The organism is Neobacillus drentensis (assembly GCF_036962765.1).
GTDB classification, from domain to species: Bacteria; Bacillota; Bacilli; order Bacillales; family Cytobacillaceae; genus Neobacillus; species Neobacillus drentensis_C.
Genome location: NZ_JBALOS010000030.1, coordinates 12,160 through 34,170, shown reverse-complemented (window position 1 = coordinate 34,170; position 22,011 = coordinate 12,160). Strand labels below are relative to the sequence as shown.

Below are 22,011 nucleotides of genomic sequence, written 5' to 3'. Positions count from 1 at the left end.
ACAGAACGGTCCCTCTGAAGGTTTCACAGTTACCGTACAGCTAAATAAATTCCACAGGCGGACAATCTTGGAAAAGGTTACTTTTCTGTAAGGAAAATGACGATGGTAAAAAAGTATGAAATGTTTTCAAAGAAATTACGAATAGACATACACCCAATCGCTGACTGTTACATACTATATTAATTAAGATGGCACGAAAAAGAGTATTCAAAAAATTGTATACAAATAAAAATTTCCGGGCAGAATGGATGTATGGAGGTGGAGGGATTGAGTTCATTTTTAGCACAGAAGTACCATCAGGAAATGTGCGTTATTTGTGAGAATTTAAAACCAAAAGGCATACATCTATATACTTCTTTTATTTGTACAGAATGTGAAAATGATTTAATACAAACAGATACAAAGGATCCAAAATATAAATACTTTCTTAAACAACTGAAAAAAATAACCACTCCAGAAATTTTTTCATAAAAGTCCGATGAGGACTTTATTTTTTTGCATATAAACAATCAAATAGGAATGAGAATGATTTTTTGTTAGAATAAATGAGACTCTTAGAAGGAAGTAAACAATTGAATGAATAATCAATGGAACACACCTTTATATCATACGTTAATCCAACATAGTAAAAAGAAGCCGGTTTCCTTTCATGTCCCAGGGCATAAATATGGAGACATACTTCAACCTGAGGCACAGCACTATTTTAAGCATGTGCTACAAATCGATGCTACCGAATTATCCGGGTTAGATGATTTACACTCGCCTGAAGGTGTGATATTAGAGGCAGAAGAACTCTTAGCCGAACTTTATCAGACAAGGAAAAGTTATTTTCTTGTTAATGGTTCAACTGTTGGGAATCTAGCAATGATTATGGCGGCCTGTGAGGAAGGAACTAAGGTCCTCGTTCAAAGAAATTGCCATAAATCTATATTAAACGGTCTAGGCTTAGCAAAAGCGGATCCCATTTTTCTAGAGCCTGAATTTAACCAGGAGTGGAAGGTACCATCTGGGATCAGTTTAGAAACAGTCATTGAATCTATCAAATTATATCCTGATGCAAAGGCACTCATTCTGACCTATCCGAACTACTATGGAATGGGATTTGAATTACAAGAAATAATAAATGAAGCACATCGGCACGATATTCCTGTCTTAGTTGATGAGGCACATGGGCCGCACTATATCCTTGGCGGCCCGTTCCCGCCTTCTGCTCTTCAGCTGGGCGCAGATATTGTGGTGCAATCTGCCCATAAGATCCTTCCAGCGATGACAATGGGTTCCTATTTACATATTAATAGCGATTTAATCAGTCAGCATAAGGTAAAGGAATATCTGACGGTGTTCCAGTCAAGCAGCCCGTCCTATCCGATTATGGCATCCTTGGATGTGGCAAGGAATTATCTAAGTACGTATAATCAAAAAGATGTTACATTTCTATTAACTGAAATCAAACGTTTTAAGGACGAGTTAGCGAAGATTCCTGCTATCAGCGTGCTTGACTATCCTAACGATAACGGTGATCCACTAAAGATAACGATTCAGTCGCGGTGTCGTTTAAATGGATTTGAACTCCAAAAGAGATTAGAAGAGGCAGCTATTTTTACAGAATTAGCCGACCCAAATAATGTCCTCTTTATACTGCCGTTATTAAAAGATGGACAATGTTTCCCCTTAGATGAAACCATTTTGAAAATAAAAGAGGCACTATCTGATGTACCATCCATTAATCGAGAAGAGGTATTTGAGTTGGCTGGACAGAAAATCTCGAGGTTGGCAGTTACCTTTAAAGAAATGGAAAAGTTAGCGCTAAAAGAAGAGCCTATTTCCGACGCACTAGGAGAGGTATGCGCTGAAACCATTATTCCATACCCACCAGGTATTCCACTGCTGCTAAAGGGTGAAAGGATTACAAAAAATAAGCTTAGCCAGCTGTCCCTTTTGTTAACAACGGGTGCAAGATTTCAAGGAGGCTCCTTATTAAAGAATGGGATGATCAAGACTTATATTACAACTTAAGAGAGATTATACAGTTTTGGAGGTTTATTTAGATGAATAGCGGTATATTTATAACATTTGAGGGCCCTGATGGGGCAGGAAAGACAACCATTATTAATATGGTGGCCGAGCAGTTGGGAGACGTACTATTAACCAGAGAACCAGGTGGGATTGATATTGCGGAGCAAATCCGCGCCGTTATTCTAGACAAAGGGAATACCGCCATGGATCCTCGGACCGAGGCATTACTCTATGCAGCGGCAAGAAGGCAGCATTTGATCGAAAAGGTAAAGCCCGCATTAGACGAGGGGAAAGTTGTGTTGTGTGACCGATTTGTTGATAGTTCTCTAGCTTACCAAGGCTATGCACGCGGATTAGGAATCGATGAGGTGTTTGCGATTAATCAATTTGCAATTGAGAACTTGATGCCACAACTCACGATCTACTTTGATATTGAATCAGAGTTAGGTTTACAACGAATAAACAAAGATAAAGGCCGTGAAATTAATCGTTTGGATTTAGAAGACTTAGAATTCCATCAAAAGGTGAGAGCTGGCTACCAACTATTAATCAAACGATTTCCCGACCGTTTCCGGATAATTGATGCTTCCGCTACAGTGGAGAATGTGTACAAGGAAACATTTAAAGTCATAGAGGATACATTAGCAAAAAGAAAGCCTTCACTGTAGGGCTTTTTTTTATCCGAAAAGAATCTGTCATTCCGAATGTAAGGAAGTCTGTTACCTGTTATAATATAGGAAACAAAACTAGATTTTAGAATAAGGAGAGGGTAGTTCGGATGAAACTTATCATAGCTGTCGTACAGGACCAAGATAGTAATCGTTTATCAAAGGCACTAGTTGATCATAATTTTAGGGCAACCAAATTAGCTAGTACAGGTGGATTTCTTAAGTCGGGGAACACGACCTTTATGATTGGTACAGAGGATATCCGCGTCGACCGGGCCCTCCAAATTATTAAGGATAACTGCAGGGCCAGAGAGCAGTTAGTTGCTCCTGTTTCCCCAATGGGCGGGAATGCAGACTCCTATGTTCCCTATCCAGTTGAAGTCGAGGTTGGCGGTGCAACCGTATTCGTTCTGCCTATTGAACAATATATGCATTTTTAACCTAAACAATAGATCCGTTACTATTTTAAAGTTAGTGAGTGATGAACTTGGGAAAATCATGGGAGCAACTAGAAGAGCTTCAACCAACTGTATTAAAAATGTTAAAAAACAGTTTAGTGAAAAATCGAGTGGCCCATGCATACCTTCTTGAGGGCATCAGAGGGACAGGCAAGCGGGAAATTGCGTTGTTGCTGACAAAGTCCCTATTTTGCGAAGCACTCATTGATCACTATAGACCTTGTGAGAAATGCAATAATTGCCGTCGGATTAATCATGGTAACCATCCTGATGTGCATATTGTTGAGCCGGAGGGATTATCGATTAAGGTTGACCAAATAAGAAACCTGCAGGTGGAGTTTTCCAAAAAGGGATTAGAATCTTTGAAAAAAGTTTATTTGCTTGTGCATGCGGATAAAATGAGTGTCAGTGCGTCCAATAGTTTATTGAAATTTTTAGAGGAACCGAACCCAGGGACGGTTGCTTTTCTCTTAACAGAACAACCTCAGAAAATTTTACCAACCATCCTTTCTAGATGCCAAATACTAACATTTCATCCATTATCACCACACGTGATGATTAAACAATTGGTGGAAAACGGCGTGGAGCCGCAGAAGGCCCCGCTGCTGGCTCAATTAACCAATAGTTTGGATGAAGCACAAAAATTAAATGTCGATGAATGGTTTGCACAAGCCCAAAAAATAGTGGTAAAATTATATGAGGTGTTAAAAAAAAATCCGTTGGATGCAATGGTAACGCTTCAAACAGACTGGTTTTTACACTTTAAAGAGAAAGAACAGATTCATCGTGGTTTAGACCTTTTACTTCTTATTTTTAAGGATTTACTATATATACAATTAGATAGGCAGGAGCAGATTGTTTTTCGAGAGGAAATTGAACGGCTGCAACAATTTGCATTGCAAACATCTGGACGGCGCATATCGGATCAAATGTCAGCTATCCTAGATGCAAAGAGGAAGCTGGAGAGGAATATGAATCCTCAGCTGATGATGGAACAGCTTGTGTTAAAATTGCAGGAGGGATCTTCATTTGTATGATGTTGTAGGAGTACGCTTTAAAAAAGCGGGGAAAATCTATTATTTTGATCCAGGGGACCTCTCCATTGAAAAAGACGACTTTGTGATTGTAGAAACAGTTCGTGGAGTAGAGTACGGAAAAGCAGTAATCGCTCGGAAACAAGTTGAGGAGAATGATGTCGTCCTTCCGCTCAAAAAAGTGGTTAGAATTGCCGACCCAAAGGATAAAATGATTGTTGAGGAGAATAAGCAAGCCGCGAAGGAAGCCTATGAGGTTTGTAATGAAAAAGTGAATGAGCATCAGCTGGATATGAAACTAGTCGATGTTGAATATACATTTGATCGAAACAAAGTAATCTTCTATTTTACAGCTGATGGAAGAGTTGATTTCCGTGAGCTTGTGAAGGATTTAGCAGCTATTTTTCGGACGAGAATTGAATTACGCCAGATTGGTGTCCGTGATGAAGCGAAAATGCTTGGCGGTATAGGTCCATGTGGAAGAATGCTGTGCTGTTCTACTTTCTTAGGGGATTTCGACCCAGTTTCAATCAAGATGGCAAAGGATCAAAACCTATCTTTAAATCCTACAAAAATATCTGGATTATGCGGCAGACTAATGTGCTGTTTAAAATATGAAAATGATGAATATGAATCTGCTAAAGCATTGCTTCCGGATTTAGGAGAAATCATTGAAACACCACAAGGTAAAGGAAAAGTAGTAGGATTAAATATATTAGAGCGGGTACTACAGGTTGAACTAAAGGAACAGGAACGTGTTCTGGAGTATACCTTGGAGGAAATCAATAAAGAAGGTGCCTTTTCTATACAATCCACAGATTAACGAGGTGGAAGACGTGGATAAAAAAGAAATATTTGAATCAGTAAGTAATATGGAAACACAAATTGGCCATCTTTACCAAAAGCTAGGGGAATTAAAGCAGCATTTAGCCGAAATACTAGAAGAGAATCATTATTTAAAGCTTGAAAATGAACATTTGAGACGCCGTTTAGATGTAACGACTGAACAGGGAAAGAAAGTCACAGGGAATAAAAAAGGGACAGCCGTTTCCGAGACGACTGGTGTAAAGCCATTTGATGTCGGGGAAGGATATGATAACCTTGCCCGTCTATATCAAGAAGGTTTTCATATTTGTAACCTTCATTTTGGAAGTTTACGCAAGGAAGGCGATTGTTTATTCTGCCTTTCCTTTCTTAATAAGAAATAACCTTAAGAGGCTGACAAAATCAGCCTCTATTTTCATACATATAGCTGGAGGATGGATACTTTGGTGAATTTGAAAGATGATGAACGGCTTGATTATTTACTAGCAGAAAACTTAAGAATAATTCAGAGCCCATCCGTATTTGCCTTTTCGCTTGACGCTGTTTTACTAGCAAGATTTGTCTATGTTCCGATTCAAAAAGGGAACTTAATTGACCTATGCAGCGGGAATGGGGTAATTCCCTTGTTTTTAAGTGCGCGAACGAAGGGACATATTACCGGTGTTGAAATACAGGAACGACTGTACGATATGGCAGTAAGAAGCATTGAATATAATGGCCTTGAACAGCGGCTGCAAATGATTCATGGCGATATCAAGGAGATGCCAAAACAACTAGGATATGGAAAATTTGATGTTGTCACATGCAACCCGCCCTATTTTACAACAGCCTCTAAGGAAGAAATGAATCCAAATGAACATCTTGCGATTGCCCGGCATGAAATTCTGTGTACATTAGAGGATGCAGTTAAGACATCGAGCCAATTAGTTAAACAAGGCGGAAAGGTGGCCTTTGTCCACCGGCCAGGACGACTGTTGGATATCATTACATTGATGAGAGAATACCGGCTCGAACCAAAAAGGATTCAATTTGTCTACCCGAAGAAGGGGAAAGAGGCTAATACCCTTTTGATTGAGGCAATTAAGGATGGCAGTCCTGATTTGAAAATACTCCCGCCGCTATTTGTTTATAATGAGGACAATGAATACACAAACGAGATAAAAGAGATTTTATATGGAGAACAATGACCACTTTTTTTATGTGCTTACCTGTAATGACGGTAGTTTGTATGGCGGATACACGAATAATCTTGATCGGCGGATTAAGATGCATAATGAAGGAAAAGGTGCAAAATATACACGGGGCCGAGGTCCGGTCCAACTTACATACTTTCGACGTTACGAAAATAAAGGGGATGCACTCAGGGCAGAATATCAGTTTAAACAGTTACCTCGGAAGAAAAAAGTTGAGTTTTTGCAAAATAATAATGATATGTCTATAAACTTTGAAAACAGTTCAGCTCCAATGGCTAGGGGCTCGGGGGATAGCCCTTGAACAGGCGTTTTCGCTTTAGTATTTGAAAAGGGTGATAGTGATGTGGCAGCAAAAGAGTTTTGAGAATGAAGCAACCAAAGGGATCTTATATCTTATTCCCACTCCAATCGGCAATTTAGAAGATATGAGTTTCCGAGCAATTCGATTATTAAAAGAAGCAGACTTAATTGCTGCAGAAGATACAAGAAATACAAAGAAGCTGTGCAACTACTTTGAAATTGGGACACCTGTGGTCAGTTATCACGAACATAATAAAGAAACGAGCGGCGAAAAATTGATTCAAAAAGTAAAGGAAGGGTTGAAAATTGCCCTCGTCAGTGATGCAGGCATGCCAGCAATTTCTGACCCAGGTTATGAATTGGTATTAGCCGCTACCCGGGAAAAGGTGCCAGTGGTTCCCTTGCCAGGTGCAAATGCAGCTCTGACATCATTAATAGCCTCGGGGTTACCATGCCAGCCATTTTACTTTTTTGGATTTCTGAATCGTAATAAGAAAGAGAAACGAACGGAATTAGAAAGCTTAAAGTGGCAAGCAGCCACGTTAATCTTTTATGAATCACCGCATCGGCTAAAAGAAACCTTAGCGATTATGTTAGATGTACTTGGTAATCGCAAAATTGCAATTTGCAGGGAATTAACGAAAAAGTATGAGGAATTTATTCGCGGGACAATTGAAGAAATGATTACCTGGACCAAACAGGATGAAATCCGCGGTGAATTTTGCTTGATTGTAGAGGGGACGGATCAGCAACAGGAGGAAACCTTCAACTGGTGGCAAAATTTAACTCTTGAAGAACATGTAAATCATTATATTTCAGAAAAAATGCTTCCTTCGAAGGAAGCGATTAAACTAACGGCTAAGGACCGTGACATGAATAAACGAGATGTGTATCAGGCTTATCATGTCGAATAACCAAGCGTTATGTATATAGAGAAAAGCTCCAGCAAGTGCTGGAGCTTTTTATTATTTTACTAATTCAAAGTTGTTTTGGATTTCTTGAAGTAATTGTTCTGCACCTTCACGGCTTAGAATCAATTTACCGCCTGCAAGAGTTAGATTATCATCAGATACTTCTCCTGTCACTTGGCAAGTCATATTTGGTTTGTATTTCTTTAAGATGATACGCTCATCATCCACATAAATTTCAAGAGCGTCTTTTTCAGCGATACCAAGAGTACGTCTTAATTCGATTGGAATAACCACACGGCCTAACTCATCAACTTTACGAACAATACCTGTAGATTTCATTTTTACTAGCTCCTCTCATATTATAAACATATTTTTCTCTATCTATTTATTCGTCATTATTCGACAAATTTTTCATATCTCAATAATACAAGAAATTCCCATATCCGTCAATTACTTTTATTTTGAAAAATAAAAGTAAAATGATTCAATGAATATAATACTTGATTTGACAACGTTTTAACTAAAAATTATCTAAATTATACCATTTTTAATACTATTGTAATTTTAGTAACAAAATTGTTTGACTTTTATATTATTCGACAAATTCCTGCAAATTTTGTTACTATTGAGCCATAAATACTTCGAACGACTTAAAGAGTTTATGGGTGTAGCGGGTAATTAATCGTAAATAATGGTAGCAGGACAAACCGGGACTTCTTGCAAGAAAGTTGATTTTTAGGTATATTTTGATGATAGAGATGGGAAAAAAGAGGCAATAATGGATTAATAGGGTTGTGCGCTCGCCAACTATTGGAGGGATACAAATGGAGAATAAATTAAAGACTTTTTACCTGACAACACCGATTTACTATCCAAGCGGAAATTTACATATTGGGCATGCTTATACGACGGTTGCTGGTGATGCAATGGCTCGTTATAAGCGGATGCGCGGCTACGATGTAATGTACTTAACTGGGACGGATGAGCATGGACAAAAGATTCAACGGAAGGCAGAAGAGGCAGGGATTACTCCGCAGCAGTATGTAGATGAAATTGTCGATGGTGTTCAAGAGTTATGGAATAAACTTGATATTTCATATGATGATTTTATTCGCACAACTCAGGAGAGGCATAAACAAGTTGTCGAAAAAATCTTTGCAAGGCTTGTTGAGCAAGGAGATATATATCTCGATCAGTATGAAGGCTGGTATTGTACTCCGTGTGAATCCTTTTTTACGGACCGCCAGCTAGTGGATGGGAATTGTCCGGATTGTGGGCGCCCTGTTGAAAAAGTAAAAGAAGAATCATACTTTTTTAGAATGAGTAAGTATGTTGACCGTTTATTGCGGTACTACGAAGAGAACCCTGATTTCATCCAGCCAGAATCTCGCAAAAATGAGATGATTAATAACTTTATCAAACCAGGACTAGAGGACTTAGCTGTATCAAGGACTACGTTTGATTGGGGAATTAAGGTGCCGGGAAATCCAAAGCATGTCATTTATGTTTGGATTGATGCGTTATCCAACTATATCACAGCGCTTGGATATGGAACTGAAAATGATGCTAAATACTTAAATTACTGGCCAGCTGATGTTCATCTTGTCGGGAAGGAAATTGTCCGTTTCCATACCATCTATTGGCCAATTATGCTCATGGCATTAGATCTTCCACTTCCAAAGAAGGTATTTGCCCATGGCTGGCTGTTGATGAAGGATGGGAAAATGTCCAAATCAAAAGGGAATGTTGTGGACCCAGTTACCTTAATTGACCGTTATGGTCTGGATGCTCTTCGCTATTATCTTTTAAGAGAAGTTCCATTTGGGTCGGATGGCGTCTTCACACCGGAAGGCTTTGTTGAAAGAATCAACTTTGATTTAGCCAATGATTTGGGTAATCTTCTAAATCGTACGATCGCCATGATTGAAAAGTATTTTAATGGCGTTATCCCGGATTATGCTGGATCAGTTACTGAATTTGATGCCACGCTGCTGCAGGTTAATCAAGAGACAGTCAATAAATACGAAGAAGCGATGGAGAAAATGGAGTTCTCTGTTGCATTAACAGCGATTTGGCAGTTAGTCAGCCGGACAAATAAATATATTGATGAAACAAAACCATGGGTCTTAGCGAAGGAAGAGGCAAGTAAAGGGGAACTGGCGAGTGTAATGGTTCATCTCGCCGAATCATTACGCCGAATTGCCATTTTACTGCAACCGTTCTTAACACGCACGCCGAATGCGATCTTTACACAACTGGGTATTCAGGAAGAGACCCTAAAAGCATGGGAAGGCCTTGCTGATTTTGGGTTAATTCCAAGTGGAACAAAGGTGGAGAAGGCTGCACCAATCTTCCCAAGGCTTGAGATTGCTGAGGAAGTAGAGTTCATTAAGACAAAAATGCAAGGTTCTGCACCAGCGGCGGAAGAAAAGAAAGAAGCACAGCCAGAAGAAAAGCCAGAAGAAATCGACGAAATTGCGATTGATGATTTCATGAAAATTGATTTACGTGTAGCAGAAGTCATCCAAGCGGAGCCGATTAAAAAAGCAGATAAACTGCTTAAGCTTCAACTAGATTTAGGCTATGAAAAGCGCCAGGTCGTTTCAGGAATTGCTCAATATTATAAGCCTGAAGAATTAGTCGGCCGCAAGGTAATTTGTATTACCAATCTAAAACCTGTGAAACTGCGCGGTGAATTGTCCCAGGGCATGATCCTAGCGGGTTCAAAAGATGGCCAACTTTCTCTTGCAACAGTCGACCAGACATTGGCAAATGGAGCAAAAGTAAAATAATTATGTAACTAAAGGCGCCTATTATAGGCGCTTTTGCTTTTGGAAACAGGCACTTCTGCTCTTAAATTGTTCCACGTGTAACAATTTTCGGGATATTTACTTTTTTACATGATATTTTTTGACATTGAAAGTCCGTAAGTGCACAATTTAGAGAAAAATAAGGAAAAGAGGTTCTTGCTTACTATGCTATTCGACACGCATGCACATTTAAATGATAATCAGTATAACGAAGATTTAGAAGAAGTGATTGAAAGGGCAGAACACGAGGGAGTCAGCCGTATGGTTGTTGTCGGATTCGATCGTCCAACTATTCAACGAGCGATGGAATTAGCCGAGAAATACGATTTTATTTATGCCTGTGTTGGATGGCATCCTGTTGATGCGATTGACATGAAAGAAGAAGACTTAGTTTGGATCGAGGAATTAGCCGCACATCCTAAGGTTGTCGCCATTGGTGAAATGGGCTTGGATTATCATTGGGACAAATCTCCAAAGGAAATTCAAAAGGAAGTTTTCCGGAAACAAATCAGGCTGGCTAAAAAGGTGAAGCTGCCGATTGTTATTCATAATCGTGAAGCAACTGCTGATATAGTGGAAATTTTAAAGGAAGAAGGCGCAGAAGAAGTAGGCGGGATCATGCACTGCTTTAGCGGGAGTCCTGAAGTGGCAAAGGAATGTGTAAAAATGAATTTCTATATCTCGTTAGGCGGGCCGGTGACCTTTAAAAATGCTAAAAAGCCGAAAGAAGTGGCGGCCGAAATACCATTAGATAAACTGTTGATCGAAACGGATTGCCCTTATTTGGCCCCCCATCCCTACCGTGGGAAAAGAAATGAGCCTAGTTATGTAAAACTAGTAGCTGAGCAAATTGCCGAAATAAAAGGGTTGACATTTGAAGAAGTGGCCGAAGCAACGACACGAAATGCTAAAAAATTATTCGCCATAAAATGATAGGGGAATTTGTCGAAGTCAGCGGAAGCTTGTCTTAAAATTTAATGATAACAAAAAGTTCTACACGTCTCCTTTTCTACATAGGATAACCGTGTCGAGAAGTTTCTCTTTGCAAATATTCTAACTTTGTGCATAATTAGAAATACCCTCGCAGAGTATGCAAGGAATGACAGCCGACAGCATGGTTCATTAATCTCTCTAAGAAAAGGAGGCGTTTTTCATCGTATTCAAAAACGTGAAAAACCTGTTCCCCCAGTCTTTGAGCCGGAAGACATTGACCATTGCTTTTGCTAGTTTCGTAGTTTTGTTGACATCTCTTGGAATTCTTTATTTTGAAGGGTCGAAGAAAACTGTTGCCATCACTCTTAACAATCAGCAAAAGGTCGTAAAGACTCACGCGGATACAGTTCAAGAATTATTTGATGAAATGGATGTATCCATTCGCTCACAAGACTATTTGCATCCGAAGGCGAATTCAAAGGTGAAGGACCACCTTATGGTCGTATGGAAGCAAGCTAAACAGGTTCACATTGTCAAGGACAACGAGAAGAAAACGATCTGGACGACAGCAGGTTCTGTAGCTGGACTCCTAAAAGAGCAGAAAATTGTTTTGAGCAAACATGATCAAATCTCACCTAGACCGCAAGCTGCAATACAAGATAAGATGAAAATTGGGATAAAAAAGGCGTTTCATCTTACATATGTTGACGGCGGTAAAAAACAACGAGTTTGGTCCACTTCGGCTACGGTCGCTGACTTTTTATCACAACAGGGTATTAAGCTAAATAAATTAGACCGAGTTGAACCGTCATTAACAGAAACCATCGCTAAGAATGGTGTTGTTAACGTCATTCGAGTAGAAAAAGTCACCGATGTAGTGGAAGAACCGATTCAATTTGCTGTGGTAACCAAGAAGGATGAAAGTTTAGAAAAAGGCAAGGAACAAACCATTAAAAAAGGTAAAAAAGGTCGCGTTTCTAAACAGTATGAAGTTCTTCTTGAAAATGGCAAAGAGATCTCAAGAAAATTAATTAGTGAGCAGAAGATTGCAGAGAAACAAGATAAAGTTGTGGCTGTCGGAACGAAGGAATTATCATTACAAGTTTCCCGTGGTGCTTCGAATGAGCCGGGAAAAGAGTTTTATGTGACTGCAACGGCCTATACCGCTTATTGCAATGGGTGTTCAGGTAGAACAGCTACTGGACTTAATCTCCGGGCGAACCCGAACATGAAGGTAATCGCGGTTGATCCAAGGATTATTCCACTTGGTTCAAAGGTCTATGTTGAAGGGTATGGATACGCTGTAGCAGCTGACACCGGTGGGGCGATTAAAGGATACATCATTGATTTATTCATGCCATCCAATCAGGATTGCTATCGCTGGGGACGTAAAAAAGTAAAGATTAAGGTTTTAAATTAATTTCCTTTATGCAGAGGGTCCTATCCTCTGCATTTTGCTTTTTTCGTAAATTTCTTTATACTAACAACGAATACATATTGATCAAAATTCTTCATCTTTTTCTTAATATATTGTATGAATGCGTTCAGTAATATAGACGATGAACATTACAAAAATGTTTCAAGTTTTTATCATTTTTTATTTTTTTATTACGGAGGCCTACACTATTAAAATGAAGATCAAAGAAATTATTGTTGTGGAAGGCAAAGATGATACAACAGCGATTAAACGAGCAGTAAATGCTGATACCATTGAAACAAATGGTTCAGCTGTTAATGAAGTAACCATAGAAAAGGTACGACGCGCGCAACAGACAAGAGGCGTCATCATCTTTACCGATCCGGATTTTCCCGGTGAAAAGATTAGGAAGACGATTGCTGAGGCTGTCCCAGGTTGCAAACATGCTTTTTTAACAAAGGAAGCAGCGATGGGAAAAGTCGGTGAAAGTCTTGGTGTGGAGCATGCCAGCCCTGAAGTGATTCAAGAAGCGCTAAAGGATGCCCAGGTTATGAGTGAAACGTACACAGAAGAAATAACGCAAGAGGACTTACTTACCGCTGGACTAATTGGCGGTGAAGGAGCGAAAGAAAGAAGAATTATGCTCGGAAAGTTATTAAAAATAGGTTACACAAATGGGAAACAGCTCCATAAACGCTTAATGATGTTCCAAATCAGTAAACAAGAATTTTCAGAAGCACTAAGGGTTGTACGTCAGGAGGAACTACATGAATAAAGATATTGCTACCCCGGTAAGAACAAAGGAAATTTTAAATAAGTACGGTTTTTCATTTAAAAAGAGTCTTGGTCAAAACTTTTTAATCGATACAAACATCTTAAAAAAAATTGTCAGCTTTGCAGACCTAACCGAAAATTCTGGTGCGATTGAAATTGGGCCAGGTATTGGCGCGCTTACCGAACAACTGGCTCGCACAAGTAAAAAAGTCGTTGCCTTTGAGATTGATCAACGATTATTACCGATCTTAAAGGACACATTATCCCCTTATCCAAACGTAGAAATCATTCATAACGATGTGCTCGAGGCAGATGTTGCCGGAGTAATGGCAGAAAAATTCACTGATATTACCGATATTATGGTTGTAGCTAATTTACCTTATTATGTGACAACGCCCATCATTATGAAACTGCTAGAAGAACATTTGCCAATCCGTGGGATTGTTTGTATGCTCCAAAAAGAGGTGGCAGACCGCATTTCAGCGCGGCCTGGAACGAAGGAGTATGGCTCTCTTTCTATCGCTGTTCAGTATTACACAGAAGCTGAGACTGTCATGATTGTTCCGAAAACGGTGTTTGTGCCGCAGCCGAATGTCGATTCGGCGGTTATTCGACTGACAAAGAGGGAAAAGCCAGCGGTAACGGTAACGGATGAAGCGTTCTTTTTTCAAGTGACAAGGGCAAGCTTTGCACAGAGAAGAAAAACACTGCTTAATAATCTAACAAGCCAGCTGCCGGAGGGCAAACAAAAGAAGGAAGAGATCCTTCAAGCCTTAAGTACCTGTGGAATCGATCCTGCCCGGAGAGGTGAGACACTCTCTTTAGAGGAATTTGGCCGTTTAAGCGAAGAACTATATCCGTTTTTCCACTAGACCCTAGTAAAGGGTCTATTTTTTTTCACCATATAAATGGTAGTTGCATAGCCTATGAGAGAAACCTTACTTAAGGGCCCATTGCTGGTCCTATTGGAGTGACGACAGTGGATATAAAATTAAATGATATTGTCGGCAGGCGTTCGTATAACTGCGATATTCTCTTTCGTATTATTGATGTTCGAAAAATTAACGACCAGAAGTGTGCTGTCCTATATGGAGAGGATTTTCGGCTCGTAGCAGATGCCCCATACGAGGATTTGGTTGTTATTGACCCTAACCAAAGAGCCAAGCTGAAAAATGAATACCGGACTCTTGAGGAACAGTCTTTTCGGTTGTTTTCACAAGATGTTGAATTAATCAAGCATCGTCAGGAATACGAAGCGACTGGCGGCTATGTCAAACCTAGTAATTATTTCCAAATACCAGGGAAGGTTCTCCATCTGGATGGTGATCCATCTTACTTGAGGAAATGTATGACGGTATATGAAAAAGTGGGGATCCCTGTTATGGGTATCCACTGTAATGAAAAGGAAATGCCTGAACGGATTGGGAACCTGATTGATATGTATCGTCCGGATATTCTTGTAATCACTGGCCATGATGCCTATTCAAAGGCAAAGGGGAAGATGACGGATATAAATGCCTACCGCCATTCCAAGCATTTTGTGCAAACGGTTAAGGAAGCTAGAAAAAAAATTCCTCACTTGGATCAGCTCGTTATTTTCGCCGGTGCCTGCCAGTCTCATTTTGAATCATTGATTCATGCAGGGGCTAACTTCGCAAGTTCACCTTCAAGAATAAACATCCATGCCCTTGACCCAGTTTATATTGTTGCCAAAATCAGCTTTACACCTTTTATGGAACGAATAAATGTGTGGGACGTATTACGGAACACATTAACAGGTGAGAAGGGTCTAGGAGGAATTGAAACAAAAGGAGTGTTACGGACGGGGATGCCTTATCGGCCAATCCAAGAGGGGGATGAATAAGCCTTTGCAAAATGAAAAGGCTTATTTTTTTTTATTTTACGGTCGATACATAATCCCTTACAAATAAGGCAAGCTAAAAATGTTGAAATTTAGAAGAAAAAGTAGAACAAAAAATATTGACAATCTTTTTGTTTGACTGATATAATTTATGTTTTTGTTTGACATGACTATGTCAGTGTGTTATACTTTACACAGTGAGGTGGACCGAATGCCAAAAACCTTAGCCGATATTAAAAAGGCTCTTGACACAAATTTAGGGAAAAGATTACTGCTTAAAGCCAACGGAGGACGTAGAAAAACCATTGAACGTTCCGGTGTTTTAGCTGAAACTTATCCATCTGTTTTTGTTATTGAATTAGATCAGGATGAAAACTCATTCGAACGTGTTTCTTACAGCTATGCGGATGTGTTAACAGAAACAGTTCAAATCACTTTCTATGAAGATGCATCAGGACATTTAGCCTTAAATTAGTATATAAGCAATCTGCAGCAGTAAACAAAGGTTTACTGCTTTTTGCTATTTATAAAGCGGAAGCGCCTTTTTCAGGGAAAAAGTAGTTCATTTTTTCCTAGGGGCGACAGGCATAAGACGAGCCGGCGAGAAGGTTGCTTTTTAACCCTCAGGACGGATGGGCTTATGACCGAGGAAAAAAGGTCTTTATTTTTTTCCCCCGAGCCCCTAGGCGCTGGAGCTGGATTAAGAGATCTAGTTCAATGAATACCGAGCCTGCTATTTACCCCATACTAAGAATGCTGCAGTATGAAAGGGGTTGTATAGATGGGCAGAAGAAGAAGAGGGATCATGTCCAGTCACTTTAAAGAAGAACTTGCAAAGGAACTTGGATTTTATGATGTCGTTCAAAAAGAAGGATGGGGCGGCATCAAAGCAAAAGATGCAGGGAATATGGTCAAACGCGCCGTTGAACTTGCACAAGAACAATTAGCTCACCGGAGTCCAAGAGGTTAACTTCTAAACAAGGCCTTCTCTTTTTTAATTCAATCAATCACTTACTACAGCGAAGCCAGAGGACCATTTCCTCTGGCTTTTTTGCGTTAACTCCATTTTTCCTCGCAAATTATGACCTTTTTTTTATAAAACATATAATAAAATATGAAATTTGATAGGATTTCTCATATCTGACGTCTTACTTTTATCGTTTTGTGGTAAAATAGGACAAAATGTGGATTTTCGGAAATAGAAAAATGGAAGCGTCAAATTGGCGCATGGACTGGACAATAAAGAAGTAGGTGGACGTAGTGAAGCTTTTAGTAAAAGCACCGGCCAAAATAAATTTAGCATTAGATGTTCTACATAAACGCCCCGATGGCTATCATGAGGTGGAAATGATTATGACCACGATTGATTTGGCAGACCGTGTGGAACTATCATTATTAACTGAAGATAAAATACATATTCACTCACATAATCGCTATGTCCCTGATGACCAGCGTAATTTAGCCTATCAGGCTGCCCAACTCTTAAAAGACCGATTCAGTGTGAAACAAGGTGTGTTGATTTCAATTGAAAAAACGATTCCAGTTGCGGCTGGACTTGCAGGAGGGAGCAGTGATGCTGCGGCCACTTTAAGGGGTTTAAATAAGCTGTGGAATCTCGGATTAACGATGGATGAATTGGCCGAACTAGGCAGTGAAATTGGCTCGGATGTTTCCTTTTGTGTCTATGGAGGGACAGCCTTAGCAAAAGGCAGAGGGGAAATGATTACCGAATTACCCGCTCCCCCTACATGCTGGGTCATCCTTGCAAAGCCTTTTATTGGGGTATCGACAGCGGAAGTATACCGACGGCTCGATCTCAATGAAACGGTTCATCCCGATATTGCTGGAATGATCCAAGCAATCAAGGAGCATGATTACCAAAAGGTGTGCAATGACGTCGGGAATGTCTTAGAAGAGGTAACGTTAAACCTTCACCCTGAAGTAGCGCTAATTAAAGAACAAATGAAACGCTTTGGTGCCGATGCGGTGTTAATGAGCGGCAGTGGGCCGACTGTGTTCGGAATTGTACAGCATGATTCAAGAATGCACCGAATTTATAACGGATTAAGAGGATTCTGTGATCAAGTATTTGCAGTCCGGATGTTAGGGGAACGACACTCACTTGATTAAAAACGTACGAAAATGGTATCCTATAGTTAGAATATTCGTGTTTTTGGGGGCTTGTTATGAAATTTCGCCGCAGTGAACGTTTGATTGATATGACAAATTATTTATTAGACCATCCTCGTCAATTAGTACCGCTTACTTTTTTTGCTGAACGTTACGCATCCGCGAAATCATCAATTAGTGAAGATTTGGCTATCATCAAAGAGACGTTTGAAAACAGAGGAATTGGAACCATCCAAACCGTACCTGGGGCATCGGGCGGGGTAAAATTTTTTATAAAAGTAAGTCATGATGAAGCAGCGCCTTTTATCAATGAATTGTGTGAACTTATTGCCAATCCTGACAGGCTATTACCTGGAGGATATTTATACTTAACCGATATTTTGGGCGATCCACAGGTCGTGCAAAAGGCTGGGCGCATTATTGCCTCTGCCTATACTGATGTAAAAATAGATGTTGTGATGACTGTTGCCACAAAAGGAATTCCGCTTGCCTATGCAGTAGCGAGTCAGTTGAATGTTCCTGTTGTGATTGTCCGAAGAGATAGTAAAGTTACGGAAGGTCCAACCGTCAGCATTAATTATGTGTCAGGTTCAACAAAGAGAATCCAAACAATGGTCCTATCGAAACGAAGCATGAAAGAAGGTTCACGTGTCCTCATTGTCGATGATTTTATGAAAGCTGGCGGAACCGTCATGGGAATGATCAGCATGCTTGAGGAATTTAATGGACATCTGGCTGGAATTGCTGTTTTAGTAGAGGCAGAAAAAATCCAAGAGCGTCTCGTCGATGAATATACTTCGCTCGTACAATTATCGGAAGTAGATTTGAAAGAAAAGAAGATTAAGGTTCAAACTGGCAATTATATAAAAAGGCTATTTTCGCAGTAATTGTTGTTTTCGTATAAGTCATCAAATCGTTTTCCTAGATGCTTCTTGGTATCTTTCCGAAAAACATTGGCAAGAATCGGATAGTGATCATTGTAAATGACCTTATTATGATACAAAATCAACAAAGTTGACGAAAAGAGCCTTTAAAAAAATAGATGGAGGGAATAAGAATGAAAGTAGTTCAAACAAATCAAGCACCGGCTGCCATTGGCCCATATTCACAAGGAATCATTGTTAATAATATGTTTTATAGTTCAGGGCAAATTCCATTAACAGCAGAAGGTTCTTTGGTAACAGGTGATATTAAAGAACAAGCCCACCAAGTGTTTCAAAATTTAAAGGCTGTGCTGAATGCTGCGGGTGCATCATTTGAAACCGTTGTAAAGACCACGGTATTCATAAAAAATATGGATGAATTCGCCGCATTGAACGAAGTTTATGGCGAATACTTCTCCTCTCATAAACCAGCTCGTTCGTGTGTAGAAGTGGCACGTTTGCCTAAAGATGTATTAGTGGAAATCGAAGTAGTCGCACTCGTTAAATAAGATTTGTTCTTATTTACTTCCATCTTTACATGAAGTTCACTAATTTGCCCTAGTTTTTCAAAAATATTTTGAATATAAAGAAGGATTTTTGAAAATATTGTTGAATTTATTTATTTAGCTTTTTATCTATAGAAAAGGGTGTGAGCACATGGAAGTAACTGACGTAAGATTACGACGCGTTAGCACAGATGGAAGAATGAGAGCGATTGCATCAATCACTTTGGACAATGAGTTTGTTGTTCATGACATTCGTGTTATTGACGGAAACAACGGTTTATTTGTAGCTATGCCAAGCAAACGTACTCCTGATGGAGAATTTCGTGACATTGCGCATCCAATCAATTCAGGAACACGCGGTAAAATCCAAGAAGCTGTTTTGGCTGAGTACCACCGTCTAGGTGAATTGGAAGTAGAATTTGAAGAAGCCGGAGCTTCCTAAGGATTTTTACAACTAGGGCCTTTCTTCTATGAAGGCTCTTTTTATTGTGCAAAAGCACTCTGGGGGCAGTCGCTCAATTCATACCATCATCCCTTCACACATCATCCTCTTTCAACACCCCAACTTAAATAAACTCATTATTACAAAAATAGACACTTCCCTCACATACCTTGAAAAGAACGTCCAATTACGTTAATATTTTTAATGGATAAAAAGGTTAATTGGGGGACTGTTCATGTCTAATCGTTATGCTGTGATTTTAGCCGCGGGACAAGGGACGCGGATGAAATCTAAGCTATATAAAGTATTACACCCAGTATGCGGAAAACCGATGGTGCAACATGTGGTTGATCAAGTAATGAAGCTTAATATACAAGAAATTGTCACCATTATTGGTCATGGGGCAGAAATGGTGCAAGCCCAATTAGGCGACAGCAGTCAATATGCTCTTCAGGATCAGCAGTTAGGAACTGCCCATGCAGTAGGCCAAGCACAGAGCATTCTCGAAGGCAAAGCAGGTGTGACGATTGTTGTTTGTGGTGATACACCATTGATCAAAGCTGAGACAATGGAAGCTTTGTTTAAACATCATGAAGAGTTAGGGGCAAAAGCTACGATTCTCACAGCGAGAATTGAAGACCCGACAGGATATGGCCGAATCATTCGTAACGCCGACGGTTTGGTCGAAAAAATTGTTGAACACAAAGATGCCACTGAGGACGAAAGAAAAATTAATGAAATCAATACAGGAACTTATTGCTTCGATAATACGGCATTATTTGAAGCGTTAAAGAATGTATCGAATGACAATGTTCAAGGCGAATATTATTTACCGGATGTAATTGAAATTTTAAAGAAACAAGGGGAAGTTGTCACAGCTTTCCAAACCAATGAGTTGGAAGAAACCTTAGGTGTGAATGACCGCGTGGCTTTAGCAGAAGCGGAGCGGATTATGCGCAGTCGTACGAATGCAGCCCATATGAAGAACGGAGTCACTATCATAGACCCTCTCAACACCTACATTGAAACAGATGTCGAAATCGGAAAGGACACGGTTATCTATCCAGGAACGATGATCAAAGGCAAAACGGTGATCGGAGCGGATTGTCAGATTGGGCCGAATTCCGAAATTGATTCATGTGAAATTGGTGCAGAAACGGTAGTCCGTCAATCAGTTGCGCATAATAGTTCTATCGGGGCACATGTCAATATTGGGCCATTTGCTCATATTCGTCCAGAATCATCGATTGAAGATGATGTGAAAATAGGCAACTTCGTCGAAATTAAAAAGGCTGTCTTTGGAAAAGGAAGTAAAGCCTCCCATCTAAGTTATATTGGTGACGCAGAGGTAGGTTCCGATGTAAACATCGGCTGCGGTTCCATAACCGTAAATTACGACGGTAAAAATAAATTTTTAACCAAGATTGAAGATGGAGTCTTTATTGGTTGTAATTCAAATCTAGTTGCCCCTGTTACCATTGGGAAGGGTGCATATGTGGCAGCTGGTTCGACGATTACAAAAGATGTACCAGGTGAAGCCTTATCCATTGCCCGGGCACCGCAAGTAAATAAGGAAAATTACGTCCAAAAGCTGAATCGTAAGAAATAAGCGAATGAATTTAGGAGGCTATCATGTCGAATCAATATTTAGACCCAAATCTTAAGGTATTTAGTTTAAATTCAAATCGTCCGCTTGCAAGAGAAATTGCGAAATTCATCGGTGTTGAATTAGGTAAATGTTCTGTAACAAGATTTAGTGACGGAGAAATTCAAATTAATATTGAAGAAAGTATCCGTGGCGGTGATGTTTATGTCATCCAGTCGACGAGCCAGCCTGTTAATGAAAACATCATGGAATTATTAATCATGATTGATGCATTAAAAAGAGCCTCTGCTAAAACCATTAACATTGTAATGCCATACTATGGCTATGCACGTCAGGATCGTAAGGCACGTGCCCGTGAGCCAATTACAGCTAAATTAGTGGCAACCCTGCTTGAAACAGCTGGAGCAACCCGTGTTATCTGTCTTGATTTGCATGCACCACAAATTCAAGGATTCTTTGATATTCCTACCGATCATTTAATGGGTGTACCTATCTTAGCGGATTATTTTAAAGCTAGAGAATTCCAAGGGGATGTTGTTATTGTTTCCCCAGACCATGGCGGTGTGACAAGAGCTCGTAAAATGGCAGAACGGTTAAAAGCACCGATTGCGATTATTGATAAACGTCGTCCAAGACCAAATGTCGCGGAAGTAATGAATATTGTTGGTAATATTGAAGGCAAAATCGCGATTTTAATTGATGATATCATTGATACAGCCGGTACCATTACACTAGCTGCAAATGCATTAATTGAAAATGGGGCAGCGGAAGTTTATGCTTGCTGTACTCATCCTGTATTATCTGGACCAGCGATCGAAAGAATCCAAAATTCGAAAATTAAAGAATTAGTTATCACTAATTCAATTGCACTTCCAGAAGAGAAAAAGATTGATAAAATTATTAATTTATCGGTAGCTCCACTTCTTGGTGAGGCGATTATTCGTGTTCACGAGGAGCAATCCGTAAGTACTTTGTTTGATTGATCAAACGTTTAAGGGTCTGGCCAATGTGGCCGGATCCTGTTTCTGTTTGCAGGACATTTCCCTGTTTTGGATAAACTGACTAAAAAAATGTTTAGACCATCCTATTTTGGGGCATTTTTATATAGACAGTTTTTGATTTAGGCTCTTTTCGTAAACTTTGTTGCTTTTGGAGCTTAATAAGGATCATTTTACTAATTTTCTTGGCAATTTTCGCAAATGTT

Annotated in this window: 25 protein-coding genes; 24 read left to right on the top strand and 1 reads right to left on the bottom strand. The window is 39.7% G+C overall.

Annotated elements, in window-relative coordinates:
* Nucleotides 1-252 precede the first annotated feature (252 nt).
* From V7137_RS05260 to rsmI, 10 genes are all read left to right on the top strand, one after another.
* Entirely contained in the window at nt 253-471 is a 219-nt protein-coding gene (locus V7137_RS05260; RefSeq protein ID WP_098576744.1) for a sigma factor G inhibitor Gin, read from the top strand.
* A gap of 105 nt (nt 472-576) precedes the next feature.
* Nucleotides 577-2,016 carry an aminotransferase class I/II-fold pyridoxal phosphate-dependent enzyme gene (locus tag V7137_RS05255; protein WP_335697081.1) on the top strand — a complete coding sequence of 480 codons (1,440 nt, stop codon included), beginning with the start codon at nt 577-579 and terminating at the stop codon, nt 2,014-2,016.
* Between the two features lie 32 nt (nt 2,017-2,048).
* The gene (gene tmk, locus V7137_RS05250) at nt 2,049-2,684 is read left to right on the top strand and encodes a dTMP kinase (protein WP_335697080.1); all 636 of its coding nucleotides are present in this window, start codon (nt 2,049-2,051) and stop codon (nt 2,682-2,684) included.
* Nucleotides 2,685-2,794: 110 nt separating this feature from the next.
* Nucleotides 2,795-3,124: a cyclic-di-AMP receptor gene (locus V7137_RS05245; RefSeq protein ID WP_218351159.1), complete on the top strand. Its 330-nt coding sequence runs from the start codon at nt 2,795-2,797 to the stop codon at nt 3,122-3,124.
* Between the two features lie 47 nt (nt 3,125-3,171).
* Nucleotides 3,172-4,179 (top strand): DNA polymerase III subunit delta', encoded by a 1,008-nt coding sequence (holB, locus tag V7137_RS05240; RefSeq protein WP_335697079.1) that lies wholly within the window; start codon nt 3,172-3,174, stop codon nt 4,177-4,179.
* Nucleotides 4,172-4,999 carry a PSP1 domain-containing protein gene (locus tag V7137_RS05235; RefSeq protein WP_218351161.1) on the top strand — a complete coding sequence of 276 codons (828 nt, stop codon included), beginning with the start codon at nt 4,172-4,174 and terminating at the stop codon, nt 4,997-4,999. Before holB ends, V7137_RS05235 begins: the two co-directional genes overlap by 8 nt.
* A gap of 13 nt (nt 5,000-5,012) precedes the next feature.
* Nucleotides 5,013-5,384: a DNA replication initiation control protein YabA gene (gene yabA / locus V7137_RS05230; protein WP_335697078.1), complete on the top strand. Its 372-nt coding sequence runs from the start codon at nt 5,013-5,015 to the stop codon at nt 5,382-5,384.
* 60 nt (nt 5,385-5,444) lie between these two features.
* Complete coding sequence (locus V7137_RS05225) at nt 5,445-6,188, top strand: tRNA1(Val) (adenine(37)-N6)-methyltransferase (protein WP_335697077.1); 744 nt, start codon at nt 5,445-5,447, stop codon at nt 6,186-6,188.
* On the top strand, nt 6,175-6,495 hold the full coding sequence (locus V7137_RS05220) for a GIY-YIG nuclease family protein (protein WP_335697076.1): 321 nt from the start codon (nt 6,175-6,177) through the stop codon (nt 6,493-6,495). The genes V7137_RS05225 and V7137_RS05220 overlap by 14 nt, the downstream gene beginning before the upstream one ends.
* A gap of 40 nt (nt 6,496-6,535) precedes the next feature.
* Entirely contained in the window at nt 6,536-7,408 is an 873-nt protein-coding gene (rsmI, locus tag V7137_RS05215; RefSeq protein WP_335697075.1) for a 16S rRNA (cytidine(1402)-2'-O)-methyltransferase, read from the top strand.
* 51 nt (nt 7,409-7,459) lie between these two features.
* On the opposite strand, the gene V7137_RS05210 is transcribed toward rsmI, so the two are convergent.
* Nucleotides 7,460-7,744 carry an AbrB/MazE/SpoVT family DNA-binding domain-containing protein gene (locus tag V7137_RS05210; protein ID WP_088084915.1) on the bottom strand — a complete coding sequence of 95 codons (285 nt, stop codon included), beginning with the start codon at nt 7,742-7,744 and terminating at the stop codon, nt 7,460-7,462.
* A gap of 485 nt (nt 7,745-8,229) precedes the next feature.
* Between V7137_RS05210 and metG the strand changes: the two genes are divergently transcribed.
* The 14 genes from metG (at nt 8,230) to V7137_RS05140 (ending at nt 21,790) form a co-directional block, all read left to right on the top strand.
* The gene (gene metG / locus V7137_RS05205; RefSeq protein ID WP_335697074.1) at nt 8,230-10,197 is read left to right on the top strand and encodes a methionine--tRNA ligase; all 1,968 of its coding nucleotides are present in this window, start codon (nt 8,230-8,232) and stop codon (nt 10,195-10,197) included.
* Between the two features lie 183 nt (nt 10,198-10,380).
* The gene (locus V7137_RS05200; protein WP_218351167.1) at nt 10,381-11,148 is read left to right on the top strand and encodes a TatD family hydrolase; all 768 of its coding nucleotides are present in this window, start codon (nt 10,381-10,383) and stop codon (nt 11,146-11,148) included.
* Between the two features lie 235 nt (nt 11,149-11,383).
* On the top strand, nt 11,384-12,568 hold the full coding sequence (locus V7137_RS05195) for a ubiquitin-like domain-containing protein (RefSeq protein WP_335697073.1): 1,185 nt from the start codon (nt 11,384-11,386) through the stop codon (nt 12,566-12,568).
* Nucleotides 12,569-12,779: 211 nt separating this feature from the next.
* The gene (gene rnmV / locus V7137_RS05190) at nt 12,780-13,340 is read left to right on the top strand and encodes a ribonuclease M5 (RefSeq protein WP_335697072.1); all 561 of its coding nucleotides are present in this window, start codon (nt 12,780-12,782) and stop codon (nt 13,338-13,340) included.
* Complete coding sequence (rsmA, locus tag V7137_RS05185; protein ID WP_335697071.1) at nt 13,333-14,211, top strand: 16S rRNA (adenine(1518)-N(6)/adenine(1519)-N(6))-dimethyltransferase RsmA; 879 nt, start codon at nt 13,333-13,335, stop codon at nt 14,209-14,211. Before rnmV ends, rsmA begins: the two co-directional genes overlap by 8 nt.
* A 107-nt stretch (nt 14,212-14,318) precedes the next feature.
* Nucleotides 14,319-15,203 carry a sporulation peptidase YabG gene (gene yabG / locus V7137_RS05180; protein WP_335697070.1) on the top strand — a complete coding sequence of 295 codons (885 nt, stop codon included), beginning with the start codon at nt 14,319-14,321 and terminating at the stop codon, nt 15,201-15,203.
* A 208-nt stretch (nt 15,204-15,411) separates the two neighbouring features.
* Nucleotides 15,412-15,675, top strand: coding sequence for a biofilm formation stimulator Veg (gene veg, locus V7137_RS05175; protein ID WP_066249244.1), 264 nt, complete (start codon nt 15,412-15,414; stop codon nt 15,673-15,675).
* Nucleotides 15,676-15,981: 306 nt separating this feature from the next.
* Nucleotides 15,982-16,170, top strand: coding sequence for a small, acid-soluble spore protein, alpha/beta type (locus V7137_RS05170; RefSeq protein WP_218351172.1), 189 nt, complete (start codon nt 15,982-15,984; stop codon nt 16,168-16,170).
* Nucleotides 16,171-16,460: 290 nt separating this feature from the next.
* Nucleotides 16,461-17,330, top strand: coding sequence for a 4-(cytidine 5'-diphospho)-2-C-methyl-D-erythritol kinase (ispE, locus tag V7137_RS05165; RefSeq protein WP_335697069.1), 870 nt, complete (start codon nt 16,461-16,463; stop codon nt 17,328-17,330).
* Nucleotides 17,331-17,386: 56 nt separating this feature from the next.
* Nucleotides 17,387-18,217 carry a pur operon repressor gene (gene purR / locus V7137_RS05160; protein WP_335697068.1) on the top strand — a complete coding sequence of 277 codons (831 nt, stop codon included), beginning with the start codon at nt 17,387-17,389 and terminating at the stop codon, nt 18,215-18,217.
* Nucleotides 18,218-18,387: 170 nt separating this feature from the next.
* Complete coding sequence (locus tag V7137_RS05155) at nt 18,388-18,762, top strand: RidA family protein (RefSeq protein WP_335697067.1); 375 nt, start codon at nt 18,388-18,390, stop codon at nt 18,760-18,762.
* Between the two features lie 148 nt (nt 18,763-18,910).
* Nucleotides 18,911-19,201 carry a septation regulator SpoVG gene (spoVG, locus tag V7137_RS05150; protein ID WP_026565468.1) on the top strand — a complete coding sequence of 97 codons (291 nt, stop codon included), beginning with the start codon at nt 18,911-18,913 and terminating at the stop codon, nt 19,199-19,201.
* Between the two features lie 235 nt (nt 19,202-19,436).
* Nucleotides 19,437-20,810, top strand: coding sequence for a bifunctional UDP-N-acetylglucosamine diphosphorylase/glucosamine-1-phosphate N-acetyltransferase GlmU (gene glmU / locus V7137_RS05145; protein ID WP_335697066.1), 1,374 nt, complete (start codon nt 19,437-19,439; stop codon nt 20,808-20,810).
* A gap of 23 nt (nt 20,811-20,833) precedes the next feature.
* A complete protein-coding gene (locus V7137_RS05140; protein WP_218351177.1) occupies nt 20,834-21,790 on the top strand; it encodes a ribose-phosphate diphosphokinase in 957 nt (318 codons plus the stop codon).
* The last annotated feature ends 221 nt before the right edge of the window (nt 21,791-22,011 follow it).

Excerpts from the sequence above, each read along its gene's own strand:
- V7137_RS05260 (WP_098576744.1), top strand. The coding sequence starts at position 253 with ATGGAGGTGGAGGGATTGAGTTCATTTTTAGCACAGAAGTACCATCAG.
- V7137_RS05255 (WP_335697081.1), top strand. The coding sequence starts at position 577 with ATGAATAATCAATGGAACACACCTTTATATCATACGTTAATCCAACAT.
- tmk (WP_335697080.1), top strand. The coding sequence starts at position 2,049 with ATGAATAGCGGTATATTTATAACATTTGAGGGCCCTGATGGGGCAGGA.
- V7137_RS05245 (WP_218351159.1), top strand. The coding sequence starts at position 2,795 with ATGAAACTTATCATAGCTGTCGTACAGGACCAAGATAGTAATCGTTTA.
- V7137_RS05220 (WP_335697076.1), top strand. The coding sequence starts at position 6,175 with ATGGAGAACAATGACCACTTTTTTTATGTGCTTACCTGTAATGACGGT.
- rsmI (WP_335697075.1), top strand. The coding sequence starts at position 6,536 with ATGTGGCAGCAAAAGAGTTTTGAGAATGAAGCAACCAAAGGGATCTTA.
- V7137_RS05210 (WP_088084915.1), bottom strand. The coding sequence starts at position 7,744 with ATGAAATCTACAGGTATTGTTCGTAAAGTTGATGAGTTAGGCCGTGTG.
- metG (WP_335697074.1), top strand. The coding sequence starts at position 8,230 with ATGGAGAATAAATTAAAGACTTTTTACCTGACAACACCGATTTACTAT.
- V7137_RS05200 (WP_218351167.1), top strand. The coding sequence starts at position 10,381 with ATGCTATTCGACACGCATGCACATTTAAATGATAATCAGTATAACGAA.
- rnmV (WP_335697072.1), top strand. The coding sequence starts at position 12,780 with ATGAAGATCAAAGAAATTATTGTTGTGGAAGGCAAAGATGATACAACA.
- rsmA (WP_335697071.1), top strand. The coding sequence starts at position 13,333 with ATGAATAAAGATATTGCTACCCCGGTAAGAACAAAGGAAATTTTAAAT.
- veg (WP_066249244.1), top strand. The coding sequence starts at position 15,412 with ATGCCAAAAACCTTAGCCGATATTAAAAAGGCTCTTGACACAAATTTA.
- V7137_RS05170 (WP_218351172.1), top strand. The coding sequence starts at position 15,982 with ATGGGCAGAAGAAGAAGAGGGATCATGTCCAGTCACTTTAAAGAAGAA.
- purR (WP_335697068.1), top strand. The coding sequence starts at position 17,387 with ATGAAATTTCGCCGCAGTGAACGTTTGATTGATATGACAAATTATTTA.
- V7137_RS05155 (WP_335697067.1), top strand. The coding sequence starts at position 18,388 with ATGAAAGTAGTTCAAACAAATCAAGCACCGGCTGCCATTGGCCCATAT.
- spoVG (WP_026565468.1), top strand. The coding sequence starts at position 18,911 with ATGGAAGTAACTGACGTAAGATTACGACGCGTTAGCACAGATGGAAGA.
- glmU (WP_335697066.1), top strand. The coding sequence starts at position 19,437 with ATGTCTAATCGTTATGCTGTGATTTTAGCCGCGGGACAAGGGACGCGG.
- V7137_RS05140 (WP_218351177.1), top strand. The coding sequence starts at position 20,834 with ATGTCGAATCAATATTTAGACCCAAATCTTAAGGTATTTAGTTTAAAT.